The 19,573-nt window shown below is 67.3% G+C and carries 13 protein-coding genes; 8 read left to right on the top strand and 5 right to left on the bottom strand.

The window, feature by feature from the left end; translation table 11 throughout:
• Positions 1–6 precede the first annotated feature (6 nt).
• Both RBB46_RS02435 and RBB46_RS02430 read right to left on the bottom strand, forming a co-directional pair.
• Entirely contained in the window at positions 7–429 is a 423-nt protein-coding gene (locus tag RBB46_RS02435) for a DUF4440 domain-containing protein (RefSeq protein WP_306027250.1), read from the bottom strand.
• Positions 426–1,544 (bottom strand): ligase-associated DNA damage response exonuclease, encoded by a 1,119-nt coding sequence (locus tag RBB46_RS02430; RefSeq protein ID WP_306027351.1) that lies wholly within the window; start codon positions 1,542–1,544, stop codon positions 426–428. The genes RBB46_RS02435 and RBB46_RS02430 overlap by 4 nt, the downstream gene beginning before the upstream one ends.
• 102 nt (positions 1,545–1,646) lie before the next feature.
• Between RBB46_RS02430 and RBB46_RS02425 the strand changes: the two genes are divergently transcribed.
• Complete coding sequence (locus tag RBB46_RS02425) at positions 1,647–4,208, top strand: ligase-associated DNA damage response DEXH box helicase (protein WP_306027349.1); 2,562 nt, start codon at positions 1,647–1,649, stop codon at positions 4,206–4,208.
• Complete coding sequence (gene pdeM, locus RBB46_RS02420) at positions 4,205–4,930, top strand: ligase-associated DNA damage response endonuclease PdeM (protein ID WP_306027249.1); 726 nt, start codon at positions 4,205–4,207, stop codon at positions 4,928–4,930. The genes RBB46_RS02425 and pdeM overlap by 4 nt, the downstream gene beginning before the upstream one ends.
• 58 nt (positions 4,931–4,988) lie before the next feature.
• Here the strand turns inward: pdeM and RBB46_RS02415 are convergent, their stop codons facing one another.
• From RBB46_RS02415 to RBB46_RS02405, 3 genes are all read right to left on the bottom strand, one after another.
• Complete coding sequence (locus RBB46_RS02415; protein ID WP_306027248.1) at positions 4,989–5,795, bottom strand: TIGR02186 family protein; 807 nt, start codon at positions 5,793–5,795, stop codon at positions 4,989–4,991.
• Positions 5,792–6,727, bottom strand: a complete 936-nt coding sequence (locus RBB46_RS02410) for a sulfite exporter TauE/SafE family protein (RefSeq protein ID WP_306027247.1) — start codon at positions 6,725–6,727, stop codon at positions 5,792–5,794. Before RBB46_RS02410 ends, RBB46_RS02415 begins: the two co-directional genes overlap by 4 nt.
• Before the next feature lie 218 nt (positions 6,728–6,945).
• Entirely contained in the window at positions 6,946–11,223 is a 4,278-nt protein-coding gene (locus tag RBB46_RS02405) for a peptidoglycan-binding protein (protein WP_306027246.1), read from the bottom strand.
• 373 nt (positions 11,224–11,596) lie between these two features.
• Here RBB46_RS02405 and RBB46_RS02400 point away from each other — a divergent pair, with 373 nt between their 5' ends.
• The 6 genes from RBB46_RS02400 (at position 11,597) to RBB46_RS02375 (ending at position 19,526) form a co-directional block, all read left to right on the top strand.
• Positions 11,597–12,055 carry a MerR family DNA-binding transcriptional regulator gene (locus tag RBB46_RS02400; protein WP_306027245.1) on the top strand — a complete coding sequence of 153 codons (459 nt, stop codon included), beginning with the start codon at positions 11,597–11,599 and terminating at the stop codon, positions 12,053–12,055.
• A gap of 367 nt (positions 12,056–12,422) precedes the next feature.
• Positions 12,423–14,219 (top strand): acyl-CoA dehydrogenase C-terminal domain-containing protein, encoded by a 1,797-nt coding sequence (locus RBB46_RS02395; protein WP_306027244.1) that lies wholly within the window; start codon positions 12,423–12,425, stop codon positions 14,217–14,219.
• A 186-nt stretch (positions 14,220–14,405) separates the two neighbouring features.
• Complete coding sequence (locus tag RBB46_RS02390; RefSeq protein WP_306027348.1) at positions 14,406–15,530, top strand: acyl-CoA dehydrogenase family protein; 1,125 nt, start codon at positions 14,406–14,408, stop codon at positions 15,528–15,530.
• 73 nt (positions 15,531–15,603) lie between these two features.
• The gene (locus tag RBB46_RS02385) at positions 15,604–16,812 is read left to right on the top strand and encodes an acetyl-CoA C-acetyltransferase (protein ID WP_306027243.1); all 1,209 of its coding nucleotides are present in this window, start codon (positions 15,604–15,606) and stop codon (positions 16,810–16,812) included.
• Positions 16,813–16,841: 29 nt separating this feature from the next.
• Positions 16,842–17,300, top strand: coding sequence for a cupin domain-containing protein (locus tag RBB46_RS02380; protein WP_306027242.1), 459 nt, complete (start codon positions 16,842–16,844; stop codon positions 17,298–17,300).
• A gap of 15 nt (positions 17,301–17,315) precedes the next feature.
• Positions 17,316–19,526: an FAD-dependent oxidoreductase gene (locus RBB46_RS02375; protein ID WP_306027241.1), complete on the top strand. Its 2,211-nt coding sequence runs from the start codon at positions 17,316–17,318 to the stop codon at positions 19,524–19,526.
• Positions 19,527–19,573 lie beyond the last annotated feature (47 nt).

Raw genomic sequence — 19,573 nt, 5'->3', positions numbered from 1 at the left:
GACCGGTCAGGGTTCGTTGACGATCATCGCGATGCGCCAGGTGTCGCCGTCATAGATCAGGTGATAGTGGCAGGTGAACTCGATCACCGGCTCGCCCTCGGCATCCGATTGCACCCAGGCAAGCGTTGCCATGCCCGCGTCTCCCTCGACATGGGTCGAAAGCACGTCGAAGGCGGAACTCACCACGCCCTCCTTGTCGAGTGCGGCGAACAGCTTCTCGATGTTCTCGAGCAGTTCCTCGTCGTCCTGGAAGACATTGCCCTTGCCGAATTGCCAGATCACCGCCGGGTACGCGAAACAGTCGGCGACGCTTTCCGCGTCGAAATCCTCGAACGCCTCGCGGTAATCGTCGAAGAGGTCGAGCAGACCCTCGTCGAACCCCTCGTCAGGCTCCTGCAGGCCCTCGGGCCCTGAAATCTCGTCACTCATGTGGCACTCCCGGTCCCGGCGGTCGCATCCGCCCGTATCTCGGCCAAAGTCCCGGCCTCTCGCTCGACGGCATCCGTCGTGTCGCCCTCATCGCCATAGCCGATCAGGTTGAGCGGCCGGGCGTCCAGGCCCTGGCTACCGCACCAGTGCACCAGGGCCTCCTCCGCTCCGTGCGTCACCCATATCTCGCGCGCGCCCGTCTCGACAATCGTCTTCCTGAGATCGTCCCAGTCGGCGTGATCCGATATCACCAGCGGCAGTTCCGCACCGCGCTGGCGCGCCCTCGCCCTGACCCGCACCCAGCCGCTAGCGACCGCCGTGACGGGATCGCCGAAGCGCCGCGCCCAGCGGTCGGCAAGCTGGCCCGGCGGGCAGAGCACGATTTCACCCGCCAGGTCCCTCGCCCGCTCGCCCACCGGCTCCAGCGGGCCGAGACCGACCCCCTGCTCGGCATAATAGGCGCAGAGCCGCACCAGTGCACCGTGCAGATAGATCATCCGCCCATAGCCGCGTGCCCTGAGTTCGGCGATCAGCCGCTGCGCCTTGCCGAGCGAATAGGCGCCGACGAGATGTGTCCTCTGGTCAAACAGCCTGTGGCTCGCCAGCAGCTTGTCGATCTCGCCGGCCACCGGCGGATGGCGGAAAACGGGAAGCCCGAAGGTCGCCTCGGTGATGAAGACATCGCACTCGATCAGCTCGAAAGGCGCGCAGGTCGGGTCCGCCTGGCGCTTGTAGTCGCCGGAGATGGCGATGCGTCGACCGCCTGCCTCGATCAGAACCTGCATCGACCCGAGCACATGGCCGGCCGGATGAAAAGAGACCGTGACCTCGCCCAGCCGAATCCGTTCACCAGGCAAGGCCACCTGGGTGCTGCCCGCGAAATCCTCGCCGTAGCGGATCGCCATGATGTCGAGCGTCTGGCGCGAGGCGAGCACCGCACCGTGGCCGGCACGTGCGTGGTCGGCGTGGCCATGGGTGATCAGCGCCCTTGCGACGGGGCGCACCGGATCGACATGAAAGTCGCCGCGCGGGCAGTAGAGCCCGGCCGGCGTCAGCGTCAGAATGTCGCCGCCCGTTGTAACTGTCGGGGTCGGCTTCGTGGTGGCTGGCCGCATCATGACTGCAAATGTAGGCATGCGGCGAGAGATTGGAAATGCATGTGTCGGCCCATGGTTTTCGATCCGCGTCTCGACGCACTCTCCGCAAGAGCCTATCTCTTGGCGACGATGGATGCCGCTGCTTCGCCCCTGCTGCCTGAAAGCTTCCTCCGCTGGTTCGAGAGCCGCGGCTGGCAGCCGCGCGCCCACCAGATCGAGTTGCTGGAGATGGCAAGGCAGCGCGACTCGGTGCTGCTCGTCGCCCCGACCGGCGCCGGCAAGACGCTGGCCGGCTTCCTGCCGAGCCTCGTCGCGCTCGCCGCGCGCGGAAAGCGCAAGCCGGGGTCGGCCGGCCGGCGCGGAGTGCACACGCTCTATATCTCGCCGCTGAAGGCGCTGGCCGTCGACATCGCCCGCAACCTCGAGGCGCCGGTCGCAGGGATCGGGCTCGACATCCGCATCGAGACGCGCACCGGCGATACGCCCTCGCACAAGCGCCAGCGACAGAAGCATGTTCCCCCCGACATCCTGCTGACGACGCCGGAACAGATCGCCCTGCTGCTGTCGGACGCGCAAGGGCGGCAGATGCTGAGCGGGGTCGACACGATCATCCTCGACGAGTTGCACGCACTCGTCACCTCCAAGCGCGGCGACCTTCTGTCGCTCGGCCTCGCCGCGCTGCGCCGCCTGTCGCCGGGCCTGCGCAGCATCGGACTTTCGGCAACGGTTGCCGAACCGGACGACCTGCGCGCCTATCTCGTCGGCCAAACGCCGGATGAGACACCGGATGAGACGCCTGACGAGATACCTGGAACCGAACGCGCGCTGGCGGGACTGGTGACGGTGGCCGGAGGGGCGGAGCCGGATATCACCATCCTCGACACGGCCGAACGGTTGCCCTGGTCCGGCCATTCCGCCCGCCATGCCGTCGGCGAGATCTACCGGATCATCAAGGACCACCGTACCAGCCTCGTCTTCGTCAACACCCGCTCGCAGGCCGAGGCGCTGTTCCAGGCGCTGTGGCATGCCAATGACGAGAACCTGCCGATCGCGCTGCATCACGGCTCGCTCGATGTCGGCCAGCGGCGCAAGGTCGAGGCGGCAATGGCGGCGGGCACCCTGCGCGCCATCGTCTGCACCTCCTCGCTTGATCTTGGCATCGACTGGGGCGACGTCGATCTCGTCGTCAATGTCGGTGCGCCGAAGGGCGCCAGCCGGCTGGCCCAGCGCATCGGCCGCGCCAACCACCGCATGGACGAGCCCTCGCGCGCGATCCTGGTGCCGGCCAACCGGTTCGAAGTGCTGGAGTGCCAGGCCGCGCTCGCCGCCTCGCGCGCCGGACACCAGGACACGCCGCCCTTGCGCACCGGCGGGCTCGACGTCCTTGCCCAGCATGTGCTCGGCTGCGCCTGCGCAGGACCGTTCGACCCGCTTGAGCTCTATCGCGAGATCCGTTCGGCTGAGCCCTATCGCGGCCTTGCCTGGGAGCAGTTCGAGCAGGTCGTCGACTTCGTCGCCACCGGCGGCTACGCGCTGCGCACCTATGAGCGCTATTCGCGCCTGAAGCGCGAGGAGGACGGCCGCTTCCGCCTGTCGCACCCGAAGATCGCGCAGCAATACCGGCTCAATGTCGGGACGATCGTCGAGGCGCCGATGCTGAAGGTCCGCCTGGTACGCTCGAAGGCGGACGGCCGGCGCACGCCTGTCGGCCGGGGCGGCCGCTGGCTCGGCGAAATAGAGGAATGGTTCGTCGAACAGCTCTCGCTGGGCGACACGTTTCTCTTCGCCGGCGAGATCCTGCGCTTCGAAGGCCTGCGGGAGAACGAGGCCTACGTCTCGCGCGGACGGGCGGAGGCGCCGAAAATCCCCTCCTACCAGGGCGGCAAGTTTCCGCTGTCCACCTATCTGGCGGCGAGCGTGCGGGCGATGGTCGCCGATCCGCGAAGCTGGACAGCCCTGCCCGACCAGGTGCGCGAATGGCTGGAGATCCAGCAATTGCGCTCCGCCCTGCCTGCTCCCGACGGCTTGCTGGTGGAGACGTTCCCCAGGGCCAACAAGCACTATCTCGTCTGCTACCCGTTCGACGGCCGCCTCGCCCACCAGACACTCGGCATGCTGCTTACCCGCCGGCTGGAGCGACTGGGTGCGCGGCCGATGGGTTTCGTCGCCAACGACTATGCGCTAGCCGTTTGGTGCCTGGCCGATCTCGGCGAAATGATCGGCTGCGGCCGGTTGTCGCTGGCCGAGCTGTTCGACGAGGACATGCTGGGCGACGATCTCGACGCGTGGCTGGCGGAATCCAGCCTGATGAAGCGCACTTTCCGGAACTGCGCGGTGATTGCCGGCCTGATCGAGCGCCGCCACCCGGGACAGGAAAAAAGTGGCCGGCAGGTGACAATTTCCTCCGACCTGATCTATGACGTGCTGCATCGGCACGAGCCGGACCACATCCTTCTCCAGGCGACATGGCAGGATGCGGCCACAGGACTTCTGGATATCTCCAGATTGGGCGAACTTCTCCGCCGAATTCGCGAGCGAATCACGCATACTCCGCTCGCACGGGTGTCGCCGCTTGCCGTTCCGGTGATGCTGGAGATCGGCAAGGAGCCTGTGTACGGAGAAGCGCAGGAAGCGCTCCTCGCGGATGCCGCCGACGATCTGGTCAGGGAGGCCATGGGGTGAGGCCGTTCACAGCCCGTATCGAAACGCGCCGATATGCGCCTGTCTGCCACGACATCTCCATTGCCGGAGAACTTGTCGGCCTGCATGACAGCGGCGCGCTCTGGTGGCCGGACCAGAACACGCTCGTCGTCGCCGACCTGCATTTCGAGAAAGGCTCATCCTTCGCCCGCAAGGGCGTGATGCTGCCGCCCTACGACACCGCCGCGACACTGGAAAAGCTTGCCGAGGCGATCGACGCCTTCCAGCCCACGCGCGTTGTCGCGCTCGGGGACAGCTTCCACGACGGGGAAGGATCGGACCGGCTGCCGGCCGCCTACCGGGCAATGCTCACCACCCTGCAGCTCGGCCGCGAATGGATCTGGGTCACCGGCAATCACGACCCGGTCGCCCCGGTCGGCCTGTGCGGCGAGACCGTCGACGAGGTCGCGCTCGGCCGCCTCGTCTTCCGGCACGAGCCCCTCGCCGGCGCCGATCCCGGGGAAATCGCAGGGCACCTGCATCCGGCGGCACGCATCCGCCGCTACGGCCGGAGCGTGCGTCGTCCCTGCTTCGCCACCGACGGCCACAGGCTGGTGATGCCGGCCTTCGGCGTGCTGACGGGTGGGCTCAACGTGCTCGACCAGGCCTGGAAGCCGTTTTTCACGCCCCGCGCCTTTTCGGTCTTCCTTCTGGGCGACGGCCGTCTTTATCCGTTCACGGCAAGCCGCCTCGTCGGCGACTGAACCCCAATCAAATTCCGGAAGCCCATCGCAGGCGGACGTCCCGTCCTCGCGTCGCGCTCTAGTCGCGGCGGAAGATCACGCCGGCCAGCCAGCCCGTGAAGATTGCCAGCAGGATCGCGATCAGCCCGTAGGCGGCCGAATACTGGTGCGCCAGCCAGAAGGTGAACTGTTCGAAGCCGGTTTTGGCGATACGCAGTTCCTGCTCGTCCTGGGCAAGCAGCGTCCCGCCGCGCAGCAGGTATGTCGATACGGTGTAGTCGCCGACCGGAACATTGGCGGGCAGCGGCACGGTCGTGCGGAACAAGGACTCGCTGAGGAAGGTCACCGCCCCGCTGCGCTCGGCGAACAGGCCGCTGGCCACCCTCAGGCGCAGCAGCGCCGCACGGAAATTGGCGCGATCGGTGATCGGCACGTCCGATGCATGAGCAATCGGCAGGTTCAGGAAATGCAGGCCGATGCGATGGCGTTCCAGCACCGAGCGGGGGGCCATTTCATGCGGCGGGCGCGAGGTATGAACGGCCAGAAAGCTCGGCACGTCGGAGAAGGTCTCGGCGTCGCGGTTGACCCAGATACCGAGGAACCGGCCCTTGCGCCTGGTGGTGACGTCGACTTCCGGTCCGGTGACCACGACGGCAATGTCATAAGGGTCCGGCCGCCCGACCGTCAGCGCGTCCCGGGCAATCTCACCGAAGACGACAATGCGGGTGCCGGTGAAATTCGACTCGATCCTGACCTCGTCCGCGGAGATATCGGCGACGAGGCTTTCCGCCCGCGCGGCGCCGGACGCCAGCAGAGCGGCAAGGCCGCCAGCCAGCGTGGCGACGACGACATGGCGGCAACGGGAAGAACGGCGAGACGTGTTCATCGTGTCGCCTCCACCAGCGGCGACACGGCGACGGAAAAGAGCTCGTCGGGCTGTACCAGCAGATTCACTGCGAACCGTACGCCCACGGAGAGCACCAGCAGCGCCAGCAGCAGGCGCAACTGGTCGCCGCGCAGCTTCTGGCCCATGCGCGCCCCGAACTGGGCGCCGATCACGCCGCCGATCATCAGCGTCAACGCCAGCACGACATCGACCGACTGGGTCGAGACCGCATGCAGGAAGGTCGCCGCCGCCATCGTGAACAGGATCTGCAGCAGCGACGTGCCGATGACGATGTTGGTCGGCACCCGCAACAGGTAGATCAGCGCCGGCACCATCATGAAGCCGCCGCCAATGCCCAGGATCGTGCCGAGAAAACCGATGATAGCGCCAAGGCCGACGATCGGTATCACGCTCACATAGAGACGCGAGCGGTAGAAGCGCATCTTCAGCGGCAGGCCGTGCACCCAGTTGTGCTTGCCGGGCTGGCGGGAGGGCACCCGCGCGCCGGCCCGCCGGCGGGCCATGGCACGCAGCGATTCGAACAGCATCAGGCCGCCGATGGCACTGAGGAACGTAACGTAGGAAAGCGAGATGACGAGGTCGAGCTGACCGAGCTTTTGCAGCAGGCCGAACAGCCACACGCCGACAGCCGAGCCGATCACGCCGCCGACCAGCAACACCCAGGCCAGCTTGAAGTCGATCATCTTGCGTCGCCAGTAGGCGACAACGCCGGAAGCGGACGAGGCAACGACCTGCGTCGTCACGGTCGCTACCGACACGGCCGGGGGAATGCCGGAGAAAATCAGGAGCGGGGTCAGCAGAAACCCGCCGCCAATGCCGAAAAGGCCCGAGAGAAAGCCCACGGCGCCGCCCATCCCGAACACCATGAACATGTTGACGGGCAACTCGGCGATGGGCAGGTAGATTTGCACGGCACACCGGCGGATTGGCCGCTTGCGCTCGTCAAGCGGGGTGATTGTTGATCAGGCGGCGCGCATTCGCCGGTTCCACGGCTTGCACCGCTTCACGGCGGTCCCCGGAAGCCCGCGCGTTTCCCCGATAAAGCGCGGGGAACGCTGTCATGTCAACGCACGAGCTGCGGCTTTTTCCGCTCTGCAGGCGACGTCCGGCCTGTCGTCCCGATTGCCTGTCAGATCGACTGGCCGATAAGCACCTTGACCAGGTCCTTCGAGATCGCGCCGGTGACGGGGAGACCGTTGGCTTCCTGGAAGGCACGCACGGCCTCCCGGGTGCGCGGACCGACCTGGCCGTCAGGCGTGCCGGGATCGAAACCGCGCTTGGCGAGCAGGCGCTGCACGCTCATCACGATCTCCTGCGGCTCGACCGAGACATTCGCGCGCGGAGCCGTTTCCGGCTGCACGGTCCAGGCCGGGCTCAGCTCGACCTCGTTCGCCGAGACCAGGCGCGGCGCTTCCTTCCAGGTCTCGACCGCAATCCGGGCTTCGGCCAGTTCTTCCTTCGACAGCATGTTGGCCAGTTCGTCGCGCTTGTTGCCCGCATCGCGGTCACCCTGACGGGCGGCAAGCGCGAACCACTTGTAGCTCTCGACCATGTTCTTCTCCAGGCCCAGGCCACGGGCGTAGAGGATACCGAGATTGTACTGGCTGTCGGCAAGGCCGAAATTCGCGGCCTTCTTGAACCAGTAGGCGGCATCGGGAAACTCGGGGCTGCCGGAAAAGCCCTCGGCATAGAGGACGGCCAGATTGTGCGAGGCCTTGGCGTTGCCCTGCTCGGCGGCGCGCCGGTACCAGTCACGCGCCGTCTCGAGGTTCTTCTCAACCCCGCGCCCCTTCTCGAAGAGGCTCCCGAGACGGTACTGGGCAGGTGCAAGACCGGCTTCCGCCGCCTTGGCGTAGTATTTTGCGGCCTCGGCGAGATCCGGCGTTGAGCCGACCCCTTCCGTATAGTTGACGGCAATGGCGAAATAGGCCGCCGGATCGCCGGTGGCCGCGGCCTGACGCAGTGCGATCGGGCCAGCCGCCTGGGGAATGCCGCCGATCGACATGTCCGGCGCGAGCGATGCCTCGGCGGTCGACGAGACGCCCTGCTGCGGCAGATCGAAGCCGGGAGCGCTTGTCGGCGTGCTGGCTGCGGTGTCGCTGGGTGCCTGGAACTGGCTGCCGGGGATGCCGGCCGGGTTCGAGGAGAACCCGCCATCGAACGGCGTCTGCGGGCCGAAGGCGACATCGGGACCAGGTTCCGCGGCGGCATCGCCGGTTGGCGAGATACCGGCAGGCGCCATTGCCGCCGGATCGCCGGAAGTGACAGGACCTGTCCCCTGCCCCTCACCCGGTGCGTGACCGGCCGATGCCATGGCGGCCGGCGCTTCGGACATGCTCTGCGGCTGGTGCTCGCGCGCTCCACCGGCGGAGCGCGCGACATCGCTTGAAGCCCCCGTCGATGCCCGGGTCCCGTTCATGTCGGCGGCGACAGGCGCACCGCCACCAACGCTGGTTTCGACGGCCGGAGGCGTCTGGAGCGATGCCATGTCGGTCTGCGACGGCGACACCTGCTTGAAGATCTGCAAGGCGCCCACGGCGATCACGACGGCGGCGGCGGCGAGCATCACGGCCCGGCGGCCTCCGGTCGAGAACAGCCTGCGGCCGCCCTTTTCGCCGGCCTCGGCCAGTTCGTCGCCACCTTCCGCAACCGGGCGCGTGTCGGCGCGCAGTTCGGCGGTCGCCGCCTCGGCCCGCTTGCGGGCGCTATCTGCCCGCGGGCCGTCCCGGCGGTCGCCGGCAAGCGGCATGTCGACCGGCGTATCGAGCGTCACGTCCGCTACGTCTGCCTGCTCGTCCTTACGCTTGCGGCCAAGCCGGGAGCGCAGCCACCCTTTCGCGGAGGCGGCCTTTTCCTCGACCTGGGCAGTGCCCATGAAGCCGAGCGGCGATTTCTGCTGGCCGGCCTCCTCGGCGGCGGCCTGGGCGGCGCGGCGCGCCGCCGCGATGAAGTCGGCCTTGCGGTCGCGGCCGTCCTGCGGCTGTCCGCCGGCGCGGCTTGCGGCGGGGTTGTGGCCCTGGGGCTGGGCCGGCCTTTGAGGGGCAGCGGCGGGACGCGCGGAGGCCGGCCGTGCGGGCGCCTGCGGAGCCGTATCGTCCGCGCGGGCGTTGCCATGAAGCTGCTGCTGCGAGGCATGGGCCGCCTGGCGGACACGCGGCTTGCCGGACCCCGGCTCCAGCGGCCGGTCGTCTTCAAGGCTGGGCATCGGCATGCCGGCCGCGCGGGCTTCCTGCTCCAGCGACATCAGCCGGGAATTGATCGAGGCGAGCACGTCCTGGACGCTGTCCATGGAATCGCGTGCACGCCGTTCGGAGCTGGTGGCGGCCTCCATCAGGCGATGCAGGTCGCCGCGCAGGGCCTGGGCGACGTCGCTGCCATCGTTTGAGGCACCCGACTGCAGCGCCGACTGGATTTCGCCGAGCCGGGCAAACCCGGTTTCGGCCGCGTCGAGCTTGCTTGCCAGCGCCGCGATCTTGTCCTCGACCTGCGCCAGGACGGCATTGTCCTCGCTTGACGCTCCCCGGTTCACTGCTTCGGCGAGATCGCGCAGCTGCGCTTCGAGTTCGGCCGTGACCACCGGGCGGGAGACGCTTTCGCGCAAGCCGGCGATCTCGCGGTGCAATGCATCGAGATCCCCGGTTTCCGTGGTTCCGCGTCCGGCCTCGAACCGCTCGTTGAGACGGGAAATGCCGTTTTCCAGGCGGGCGATCAGGTCGGCCTCGATGGTACCCTGCTGGCCCTCGGCCATCAGGGTCACGCCTTCGGGCCGGTCGAGCGCGTTGATCTTGCCGTCGATCGCGGCGAGACGCTTCTCCAGCAGCGTGAAGGCCGCATCGTAGCTCGGCGGCATCTGCCGCGCGTTCTCGATCCGCTTCAGCCGACCGGCGATCTCGCCCAGTTTCTCGTCGATCTGGGGATCGCGGCGCTCCGCCCGGTCATCCGCCAGCATGCCGGCGATCTGCTCCAGCCGGTCGTTCAGGCGATCGACGGCGCCGGCCTGGGGAAGGCGGTGCTCGATGGCGCCGACCCGGCCGGCAAGCTCGCGCTGGCCCTCGATCAGACGGTCGATCGCATCGAAACGGACCGACAGCGACGAAAGGCGCTCGTCGATACCGGCCAGAAGGTCGTTGACGTCGATCCGCTCGACAAGATCGCGCACGGCGCGGATCTCGCCGCGCAGCAGGGCCATGTCCTCGCCGCCGTTGCGGCGCACGAGTTCCTCGACCCGGTGGCCGATATCGGCGACCCGGTCGTCCAGGGCGACCAGTTGGTCGGCGCGGGGCACGATCCGGAACGCGTCCTCGATGTCGGACAGGCGCTGTCCGAGCTCGCTGACGAGGCGCGGCTCGAGCCGGTCCCGCGCCATCTCGTCGAGGCGCTGGACCAGATGCGCATAACCGCTTTCGAGCGACTGCAGCATGCCGTCGACGTTCGACTGGCCGATCATCGCGCGCAGGTCGGAAATCTCGGCGCGCACCTCGTGCACGAAACGGTTGTCCGAACGGTCGGCCCGCAGGCGCTCGACCGCTTCCGACAGGCGCCGCATCTCGCCGGTGTCCCGGCCGACAGGCCGCGTGCGCTCGGCGCGCAGGGATTCCATCAGCACCGCGCGCAACTCGCCGATCTCCCGGCGCATCACGTCAAGACGCTCATCGCGTGTGCCGTGGGCGCGCTCGACACGCTGCGCCAAGTCGTGGATCAGCGGACGCAGATCATCGTCGGAGCGCAGGGCGGGACGGGTCGCAGGGCGCGGATCCTCGCGCAGCGGTCGGTGCGACGGCGCGTAGTCGTCTGCATAGGCTTCGTAAGCCTCGGGGACATCATAACCGCCGGCGTAGCTGTCCCCGGCCTGCGAATAGCCGTCATAATCATGGCGGACGACGTCCTGCTCTTCCGGCTCGTAGGCGCGCGCCTCCATGGCCGGCCGTGCGCGGCGAGCGCCACGCGAGGCGTCGGGGACCTGCGACAGGTCCTCGACCCGGCGGTCAAGCCGGTCGAGAGCGCCCAGAACCGCCTCGATGCGGCTGGTGCGGGCGTCGACGGGCTGGGCGGGACGATCGGAGCGCGCGCGTGCGGCGGCGGCCCGGCGGGCATGGCGATTGGGTTCGGCCTGCGCCGGGGCCTGGGTCATTGCCTGGCGCGGTACGGCGCCGGCGGCGGGCGCATCCATCAACCGGCCGAGCGCGTCGGCGACATCGTTGAGCTGCTCGCGGGCCCGCGCCCTTTCGGGAGCGCGCGTCTGGGAACCGCGCGGATCGGCCGGCAGCGGCGCCGCACGCTCGCCGCTCCAGGCGGGCGCGCGCCGACGCGGCTCGTACCAGCTCTCCGCATCGCCGGCCGGGTCACGGCCATACCCCGCCTCGGGGTCCGTGCCGCCTTGAGTGCGATGTCGCGCGTTCCAGGACATATGAATGGCCTCTTCAACCCAGTTGGGCGCGCCGCTCGGCGCAAGACTTGTTCTTCTTCCGGACCAAAGACGGCTACACAGGATCCGGACGACCTTCGGCTAAACTGTCGCTGCTTATGGTAAACAGGCGGTTAAGCGGCGCGTTTACATGGTTAACCAAACATGAACGCGAGGTGCGGAACGCAACGACGAGCCTGTCAGGTTTGCCAAGGCGCTTGACGCTTACGTACACGGAATGTATTCCGAAGACAGGTGACGTTATGTCAGGTGCCGGGCGCGGATGCAGGTCCGCGCATTCGCGATGCCGGTCACGGCCCGCCCCGATCCGGATGGCGACCGCTCCCGGCACGTCAATACAGACAAGGAACAAGCCATGAGCGAAGCGCTCTCGGTCAACAACGACATCGTCGAGGCGGTTGCCGCCAAGGACGAATCCACGAAGAAGACGCTTTTCACGATCGGCGATCTCGCCAAGGAATTCGGCGTAACCTTGAGGACACTTCGTTTTTACGAGGACAAGGGGCTGATCAACCCGCGCCGTGACGGCATGAACCGTGTCTACACGCGCCGGGACAGGGCCCGCCTGAAGCTGGTCCTGATGGGCAAGCGGGTCGGCTTCTCACTGGCCGAGATCCTCGACATGCTCGATCTCTACGACCTGCGAGACGGCCAGGTGACGCAGTTGCGGGTCGCGCTGTCGCGCTTCCAGAGCCAGATCGACGTGCTGGTCGAGCAACGCCGCGACATCGACCAGGCGGTCGAGGAGCTCGGCCGCACCGTCGAGATCGTCTCCGGCATGCTGAAGGAAAAGGAGACCGAGGCGGCGGAGTAATCCCCGCCTCGTGAGAAACGGCGGGTGAGTCGCACGCGGCCGCCCGGACCGGCCTATCCCCGCCCCGCGCCCCGCCGCAACCTCCAGCGCGGGCATGCCAGGAAGCGGAAAACCGGCGCGCATTTCGTGCAAACGCGACAAATTTCGACAGAAATTTGCGCAAAATTGTCCAGATTTTTATCGAAATTGATTCAAACGCGATCAAATCGGAGCGCTTCCGCAAGGATATGTCTTGCCGGGGCCGGGGCGCCGCCATATAACGTGCTCAAGGTGACGTTTACGGAAACGTCAAGTTCACCCGGCTAGAGTGATCCTGCCGGGGCGAGACTTGAAACGAGACCGGCCCAGATCCGGGGAGGACAATTTCATGCCGAGCTACAAAGCGCCTGTGCAGGACGTGATGTTCCTGCTGAACGATGTCCTTGGCTATGAGCGCCACGGCAACCTGCCGGGATTCGCGGAAGCCACGCCCGACCTGGTCGAGGCGATCCTGAGCGAGGGTGCAAGGTTCTGCGAGGAGGTGCTGGCGCCGCTCAACCCGGTCGGCGACCGCGAGGGCTGCACCCGCGACGGCGAGGGCAAGGTCAGCACGCCGAAGGGCTTCAAGGAGGCCTACGAGACCTATCGCGAGAACGGCTGGATCGCGCTTTCGATGCCGGAGGAATTCGGCGGCCAGGGCCTGCCGACCACCCTCAACTCGATCATCCAGGAGTTCATGTCAGCGGCAAACCTGGCCTGGGGCATGTATCCGGGCCTGTCGCAGGGCGCCGCCGCCGCGCTCGCCGTGCACGGCTCGAAGGAGCAGAAGGCGCTCTACCTGAGCAAGCTCGCCTCCGGCGCCTGGTCGGGCACGATGAACCTGACCGAGCCGCATTGCGGCACCGATCTCGGCCTGATCAAGTCGAAGGCCGTGCCGCAGGGCGATGGCAGCTACAAGATCTCGGGCCAGAAGATCTTCATCTCGGCCGGCGAACACGACCTGACCGAAAACATCGTCCATCTGGTGCTGGCCCGGATCGAGGGCGCGCCGGAAGGCACCAAGGGCATCTCGCTCTTCATCGTGCCGAAGTTCCTGCCCGACGGCGACGGCAACCCGGGTGCGCGCAACCCGGTCTCCTGCGGTTCGCTGGAGGAGAAGATGGGCATTCACGGCAACGCCACCTGCGTCATGAACTACGATGAGGCGACCGGCTGGCTGATCGGCGAGGAAAACCGCGGCCTCAACGCCATGTTCGTGATGATGAACGAGGCGCGGCTCGCCGTCGGCATCCAGGGCCTCGGCCAGTCCGAGGTCGCCTACCAGAACGCCCTGGCCTATGCGCGCGACCGGCTGCAGGGACGCTCCCTCACCGGCCCGAAAAACCCGGACGGCAAGGCCGACCCGATCATCGTCCATCCGGACGTGCGCCGCACGCTGCTGTCGATCCGCGCCTTCAACGAGGCGGCCCGCGCGCTGGTGCTGTGGACCGCGCTCCAGTCCGACATCTCGCACCGTTCCGACGACAAGGCCGCGGCCCAGGCGGCGGACGACCACATGGGCCTGATGACGCCGGTGATCAAGGGCGTGCTCACCGACAAGGGCTTCGACAACGCGGTCGCGGCCCAGCAGATGCTCGGCGGCCATGGCTATATCGAGGAATGGGGCATGTCGCAGTTCGTGCGCGATGCCCGCATCACCATGATCTACGAGGGCGCCAACGGCATCCAGGCGCTGGATCTCGTCGGCCGCAAACTGCCGCGCGACGGCGGCCGCGCGGTGATGGCCTTCTTCAACGAGGTCGGCGCCTTCCTCAAGGACAACGCCTCCGAGGAGGCCGTCGCTCCCCTGCTCGCGCCGCTGAAAGCCGGTCTCGACGACCTGCAGAAGGCAACCATGTGGTTCATGAACAACGCCATGGCCGAGCCCGACAATGCGGGCGCCGGCTCGACCGACTACATGCATCTCTTCGGCACGGTGGCGCTCGGCTACATGTGGGCGCGGATGGCGAAGGCCTCGGCGGCCGCACTCGCCTCCGGCTCAAGCGGCGATGACCGCTTCCACGAGACCAAGCTGACGCTCGCCCGCTACTTCATGGAACGGCACATGCCGGAGACCGGCCTGCGCCTTGCCCGCATCTCGGCCGGCGCCGAAACGATGATGGGCCTCGACGCGGACGCGTTCTGACCCCACGATCGACCGGCGGCCGGCAACCGGCCGCCGCCACGGCTGCCTGGACCGGCCACGAGCGAAGATCGAGGAGCCGCAACCGAACAGCGACACGCCGTTGAAGAGAGGTCGCCGCCCGGCGATCCCCGGCGCCACGGGAGGGAAACCGGATTGACTGCAAGCATCGCCGCCACACCGTCATGGATGTCCGAGGAACTGGGACTGCTCGACGACGCCTTCGCGCGTTTCCTGGAGCGCGAGATCGCCCCGGACTACGAGGACTGGGTGGAAGCCGGCCGTGTCACCCGCGAGGCCTGGAAAAAGACCGGAGCCGGCGGTTTCCTGTGCGCCGGCATGCCGGAGGAATACGGCGCGGCAGGCGGAAGCTTCGCCCATGAGGCCGTGATCATCCGAAGGCTCGGCGTCGCCGGCTTCGACCATTTCGGCATCGCCCTGCATTCGGCGATCGTCGCGCCCTACATTCTCCACTACGGGTCGCAGGAACAGCGGCAGCGCTGGCTGCCGGGTCTCACGTCGGGCGAGCTGATCGGCGCCATCGCCATGACCGAGCCGGGCGCCGGCTCGGACCTGCAGGCGATCCGCACGACGGCGGTGCGCGACGGCAACCACTACCGGATTTCCGGCGCCAAGACCTTCATCACCAACGGCCAGCTGGCCAACCTGATCATCGTCGTCGCCAAGACCGATCCCTCGGCCGGCTCGAAGGGTACCTCGCTGTTCGTCGTGGAGACGGACAAGGTCGAGGGCTTCCGGCGCGGCCGCAATCTCGACAAGCTCGGCTTCAAGGGCAACGACACGTCGGAGCTGTTCTTCGACGATGTCCGGGTGCCCGCCGACGCGCTGATCGGCGCCGAGGAAGGCCGCGGCTTCTACCAGCTGATGGAACAACTGCCGCAGGAGCGCCTGCTCGTCGCCGTGCAGGCGATGGCCGCGATCGAGCGGGGCCTTGCCCTGACGCTCGACTATGTCAAGGAACGCAAGGCCTTCGGCAAGTCGGTCATCGATTTCCAGAACACCCAGTTCAAGCTGGCCGAGCTGAAGACCGAGGCAACCATCGGCCAGGTCTTCGTCAACGAATGCATCGCCCGCCACGTTGCCGGCGAACTCGACAGCACCACCGCCTCGATGGCGAAATACTGGACCACCGACCTGCAGTCCAAGGTGATGGACGAGTGCCTGCAGTTCTTCGGCGGCTACGGCTACATGAACGAGTATCCGATCTCCCGTCTTTACGCGGACGCCCGCGTGCAGCGGATCTATGCCGGTACGAACGAAATCATGAAGGTCCTGATCGCCCGCAGCCTGTGAGGCGCGCCATGCGGCGTGTCTGGCGGCCTGCCGCCGGCGAACGGCAACGAGACGACAAGCCAAGGAGGCTCCAATGGCCGACGCATTGATATTCGACCATGTGCGCACCCCGCGCGGACGCGGCAAGAAGGACGGCGCGCTCTACGAGGTGCCGGCGGTGCGGCTGGCGGCAGAACCGCTGAAGGCGCTGAAGGAGCGCAACGACCTCGACACCAGCCAGGTCGACGACGTGCTGCTCGGCTGTGTCGACCCGGTCGGCGAGGCGGGCGGCGACATCGCCCGCGCCGCCGTCTTCGCCGCAGGCTACGACAATTCGGTGCCGGGCGTGCAGCTCAACCGGTTCTGTGCCTCGGGCCTCGACGCCGTGAACTTCGCCGCCGCCCAGGTGATGAGCGGCCAGCATGGCCTGGTGATTGCCGGTGGTGCGGAATCCATGAGCCGCATCGGCATCGGCGCCTCGGGCGGAGCCTGGCCGGTCGACCCGCAGGTGGCCCTGCCCTCCTATTTCATGCCGCAGGGCGTCTCCGCCGACCTGATCGCCAGCAAGTACGGCTTCAGCCGCGACGATGTCGACGCCTATGCGGTGGAGAGCCAGAAACGCGCCGCCAACGCCTGGAAGAAGGGCTATTTCGGCAAGTCCGTGGTGCCGGTGCGCGATGTCAACGGGCTGACCATTCTCGATCGCGACGAGCACATGCGGCCCGAGACGGACATGCAGTCGCTCGCCGCGCTCAACGCCTCCTTCGAGATGATGGGGCAGATGGGCGGCTTCGACGCGGTGGCGATCCAGGCGCATCCGGAGCTGGAGACGATCCGCCACGTGCATCATGCCGGCAATTCGTCCGGCATCGTCGACGGCGCGGCGGCCGTGTTGATCGGCAGCCGCAAGGCCGGACGCAGCGCCGGGCTGACGCCGCGCGCCAAGATCCGCGCCTTCGCCAATATCGGCTCCGAGCCGGCCCTGATGCTGACCGGACCGGTCGACGTCACCGAGAAGCTGCTGGCCAGCGCGAAGATGTCGCTGAAGGACATCGACCTGTTCGAGATCAACGAGGCTTTCGCCTCGGTGGTGTTGCGCTACCGGCAGGCCTTCGACCTCGACCCGGACGTGGTCAATGTCAATGGCGGGGCGATCGCCATGGGCCATCCGCTGGGCGCGACCGGCGCGATGATCCTGGGCACCGTGCTCGACGAACTGGAACGGCGCGACCTGAACATCGCGCTCGTGACGCTGTGCATCGGCGCCGGCATGGGCACCGCGACCATCATCGAGCGCGTCTAGGCGCGGACCCGGAACCGGAAGGACACGGGATGCCGAAGATCGACATTGCCGCCATCGCGCCGCGCACAAGCAGCATCTACCCGGACGCCTTTGCGGATCTCGTGCGGGGCCGCTCCAAGCAGGCGCTCGGGAACGCTGCCGGACTGACCCAGTTCGGCGTCAACCTGACGCGGCTGGCGCCGGGCGCCATCTCGGCGCTGAAGCACTGGCACGAGAACGAGGACGAGTTCGTCTTCATCCTGGAAGGCGAAGCGACGCTCGTCGAGGACCAGACCGAAACGCGGCTTTGCGCCGGCGAGGCGGCCGGCTTCAAGGCGGGCGAGCGCATCGCCCACCAGCTCGCCAACCGCACGGACGCGGACGTCGTCTATCTGGAGATCGGGACGCGGGCGCCGCGCGAGCAGGCGCATTATCCCGACGACGATCTCAGCTACCGGCGGGACGAGGCCGGCAACCACTTCCACCGCAAGGACGGCACGCCCTACTGACCTCAGGAGGCCGACATGGCTTACACGAATTTCTCCCTGACCATCGATGCCGGTATTGCCCACATCGTCTGGGACATGCCGGGCAAGAGCATGAATGTCATCGACATTTCGGTGATGGACGAACTCGACGAGCTGATCGACAAGGTTGCCGGCGACGCAACGCTGAAGGGCGCGGTGATCACCTCCGGCAAGCCGGCGTTTTCCGGCGGCGCGGACCTCACCATGCTGGAGGGCCTGCTGCGCGACTTCCACGCCAAGCGCGCGAAGGACCCGGAAGGCGCGGCGCAGCTGCTGTTCGACGGATCGAGGCGGCTGTCGCAGATCTTCCGCAAGCTGGAAACCTGCGGCAAGCCTTTCGTCGCCGCGCTGAACGGCACTTGCATGGGCGGGGCGACCGAACTGGCGCTGGCCTGCCACGCCCGCATCGCGGCGGAGGAGGACGTCTTCAAGATGGCGCTTCCCGAGGTCAAGGTCGGCCTCTTCCCGGGCGCCGGCGGCACCCAGCGGGTGATGCGCATGGCCGACGGACAGCAGGGCATGCAGTTCCTGCTGCAAGGCAAGACGCTAAACGCCAAGCAGGCGCTGGCGATGAAGCTCGTCGACGAGACCGCTCCGGCGAAAAAGCTGGTGGCGGCGGCCGTCAAGCTGCTCAAGGCCGGCGTCGATCCGGTCAAGCCCTGGGACAAGAAGGGCTTCAAGCTTCCCAACGGCCCGGTCTATTCGCCCGCCGGCTTCCAGTTCTGGCCGGCGGCCAACGCCATCTACCGGCGCGAGACGCATGACAACTATCCGGGCGCGCGCGGCATCATGCAGTCGGTCTACGAGGGCCTCTTGATGCCGATGGACCAGGCGCTGACGGTGGAAAGCCGGCACTTCGCCCATGTGCTGCAGACGCCGGAGGCGGCGAGCATGATCCGCTCGCTCTTCGTCTCCATGCAGGAGCTCAACAAGGGTGCGCGGCGGCCGGCGGACGTGAAGGCGAACCGCATCCGCAAGGTCGGCATTCTCGGCGCCGGCTTCATGGGCGCCGGCATTGCCTATGTCACGGCCAGGGCCGGCATCGACGTGGTGCTGATCGACCGCGACCAGGAAGCGGCCGACAAGGGCAAGGCGCATTCCGACGCGCTGGTCTCCAAGGCGATGAAGCGCGGCAGGGCCACCGAGGCCGACCGCGAGGCGCTGCTTTCGCGGATCACCGCGACGCCGGATTACGAGGCGCTCGCCGATTGCGACCTGGTCATCGAAGCCGTGTTCGAGGACCGCGAGATCAAGCGCGCCGTCACCGAGAAGGCGGAGGCGGTGCTGAAATCGCGGGCGATCTACGCCTCCAACACCTCGACCCTGCCGATCACCTCGCTGGCCGAAGCCTCGAAGCGGCCGAAGAACTTCATCGGCATCCACTTCTTCTCGCCCGTCGACAAGATGATGCTGGTCGAGGTGATCCTGGGCAAGAAGACCGGCGACAAGGCGCTCGCCATGGCGCTCGACTACATCAAGGCGATCAAGAAGACGCCGATCGTGGTCAACGATTCACGCGGCTTCTACACCTCGCGCGTGGTCATGACCTATATCCGCGAGGGGCTGATGATGCTCGCCGACGGGGTGCCGGCGGCGATGATCGAGAATTGCGGGCGCATGGCCGGCATGCCGGTCGGGCCGCTGTCGCTGGGCGACGAGGTGGCGCTCGACCTTGCCTGGAAAATCGTCTCGGCGACGCGCAAGGACCTCGGCGTGAAATATGTCGAGGGACCGCTCGACAACATCCTCGAGGAGATGGTGGTCAAGCGCGAGCGCTTCGGGCGCAAGAACGGCAAGGGCTTCTACGACTACGAGGGGCGCGAGAAGAAGCTGTGGCCGGGCATTCCGGACGTCGTCGGCAAGCCGAAGCCGGCGGAGGCCTTCAATGTCGAGGAGCTGAAGCAGCGTTTCCTTGTCATGCAGGCGCTGGAAACGGCCCGGATCTTCGAGGAGAAATGCCTGACGGATGTGCGCGAGGCGGATGTCGGCTCGATCCTCGGCTTCGGCTTCGCGCCGTTCACCGGCGGCACGATTTCCTATATCGACGGCATGGGAACGGCGGCCTTCGCGGACCTGTGCCGCAAGTTCACCAGGAAATGGGGACCGCGCTTCAAGGCCAACCGGCTGCTGAAGGAGATGGCCAAGACCGACCAGCGCTTCTACGAACGCTTCGCGCCGGACAAGGGCGAGGAGCGGGAAGCGGCCTGAGGCGCGAGGGCAGCGAAGTCCGAACACGAAGGGCGGCCGGTGGCCGC

The sequence above is a fragment of the Stappia sp. MMSF_3263 genome (assembly GCF_030733745.1).
Classification (GTDB): Bacteria; Pseudomonadota; Alphaproteobacteria; order Rhizobiales; family Stappiaceae; genus Stappia.
Note: the sequence above shows the minus strand (reverse complement) of the source record. Positions and strands in the feature narration are given on the sequence as shown.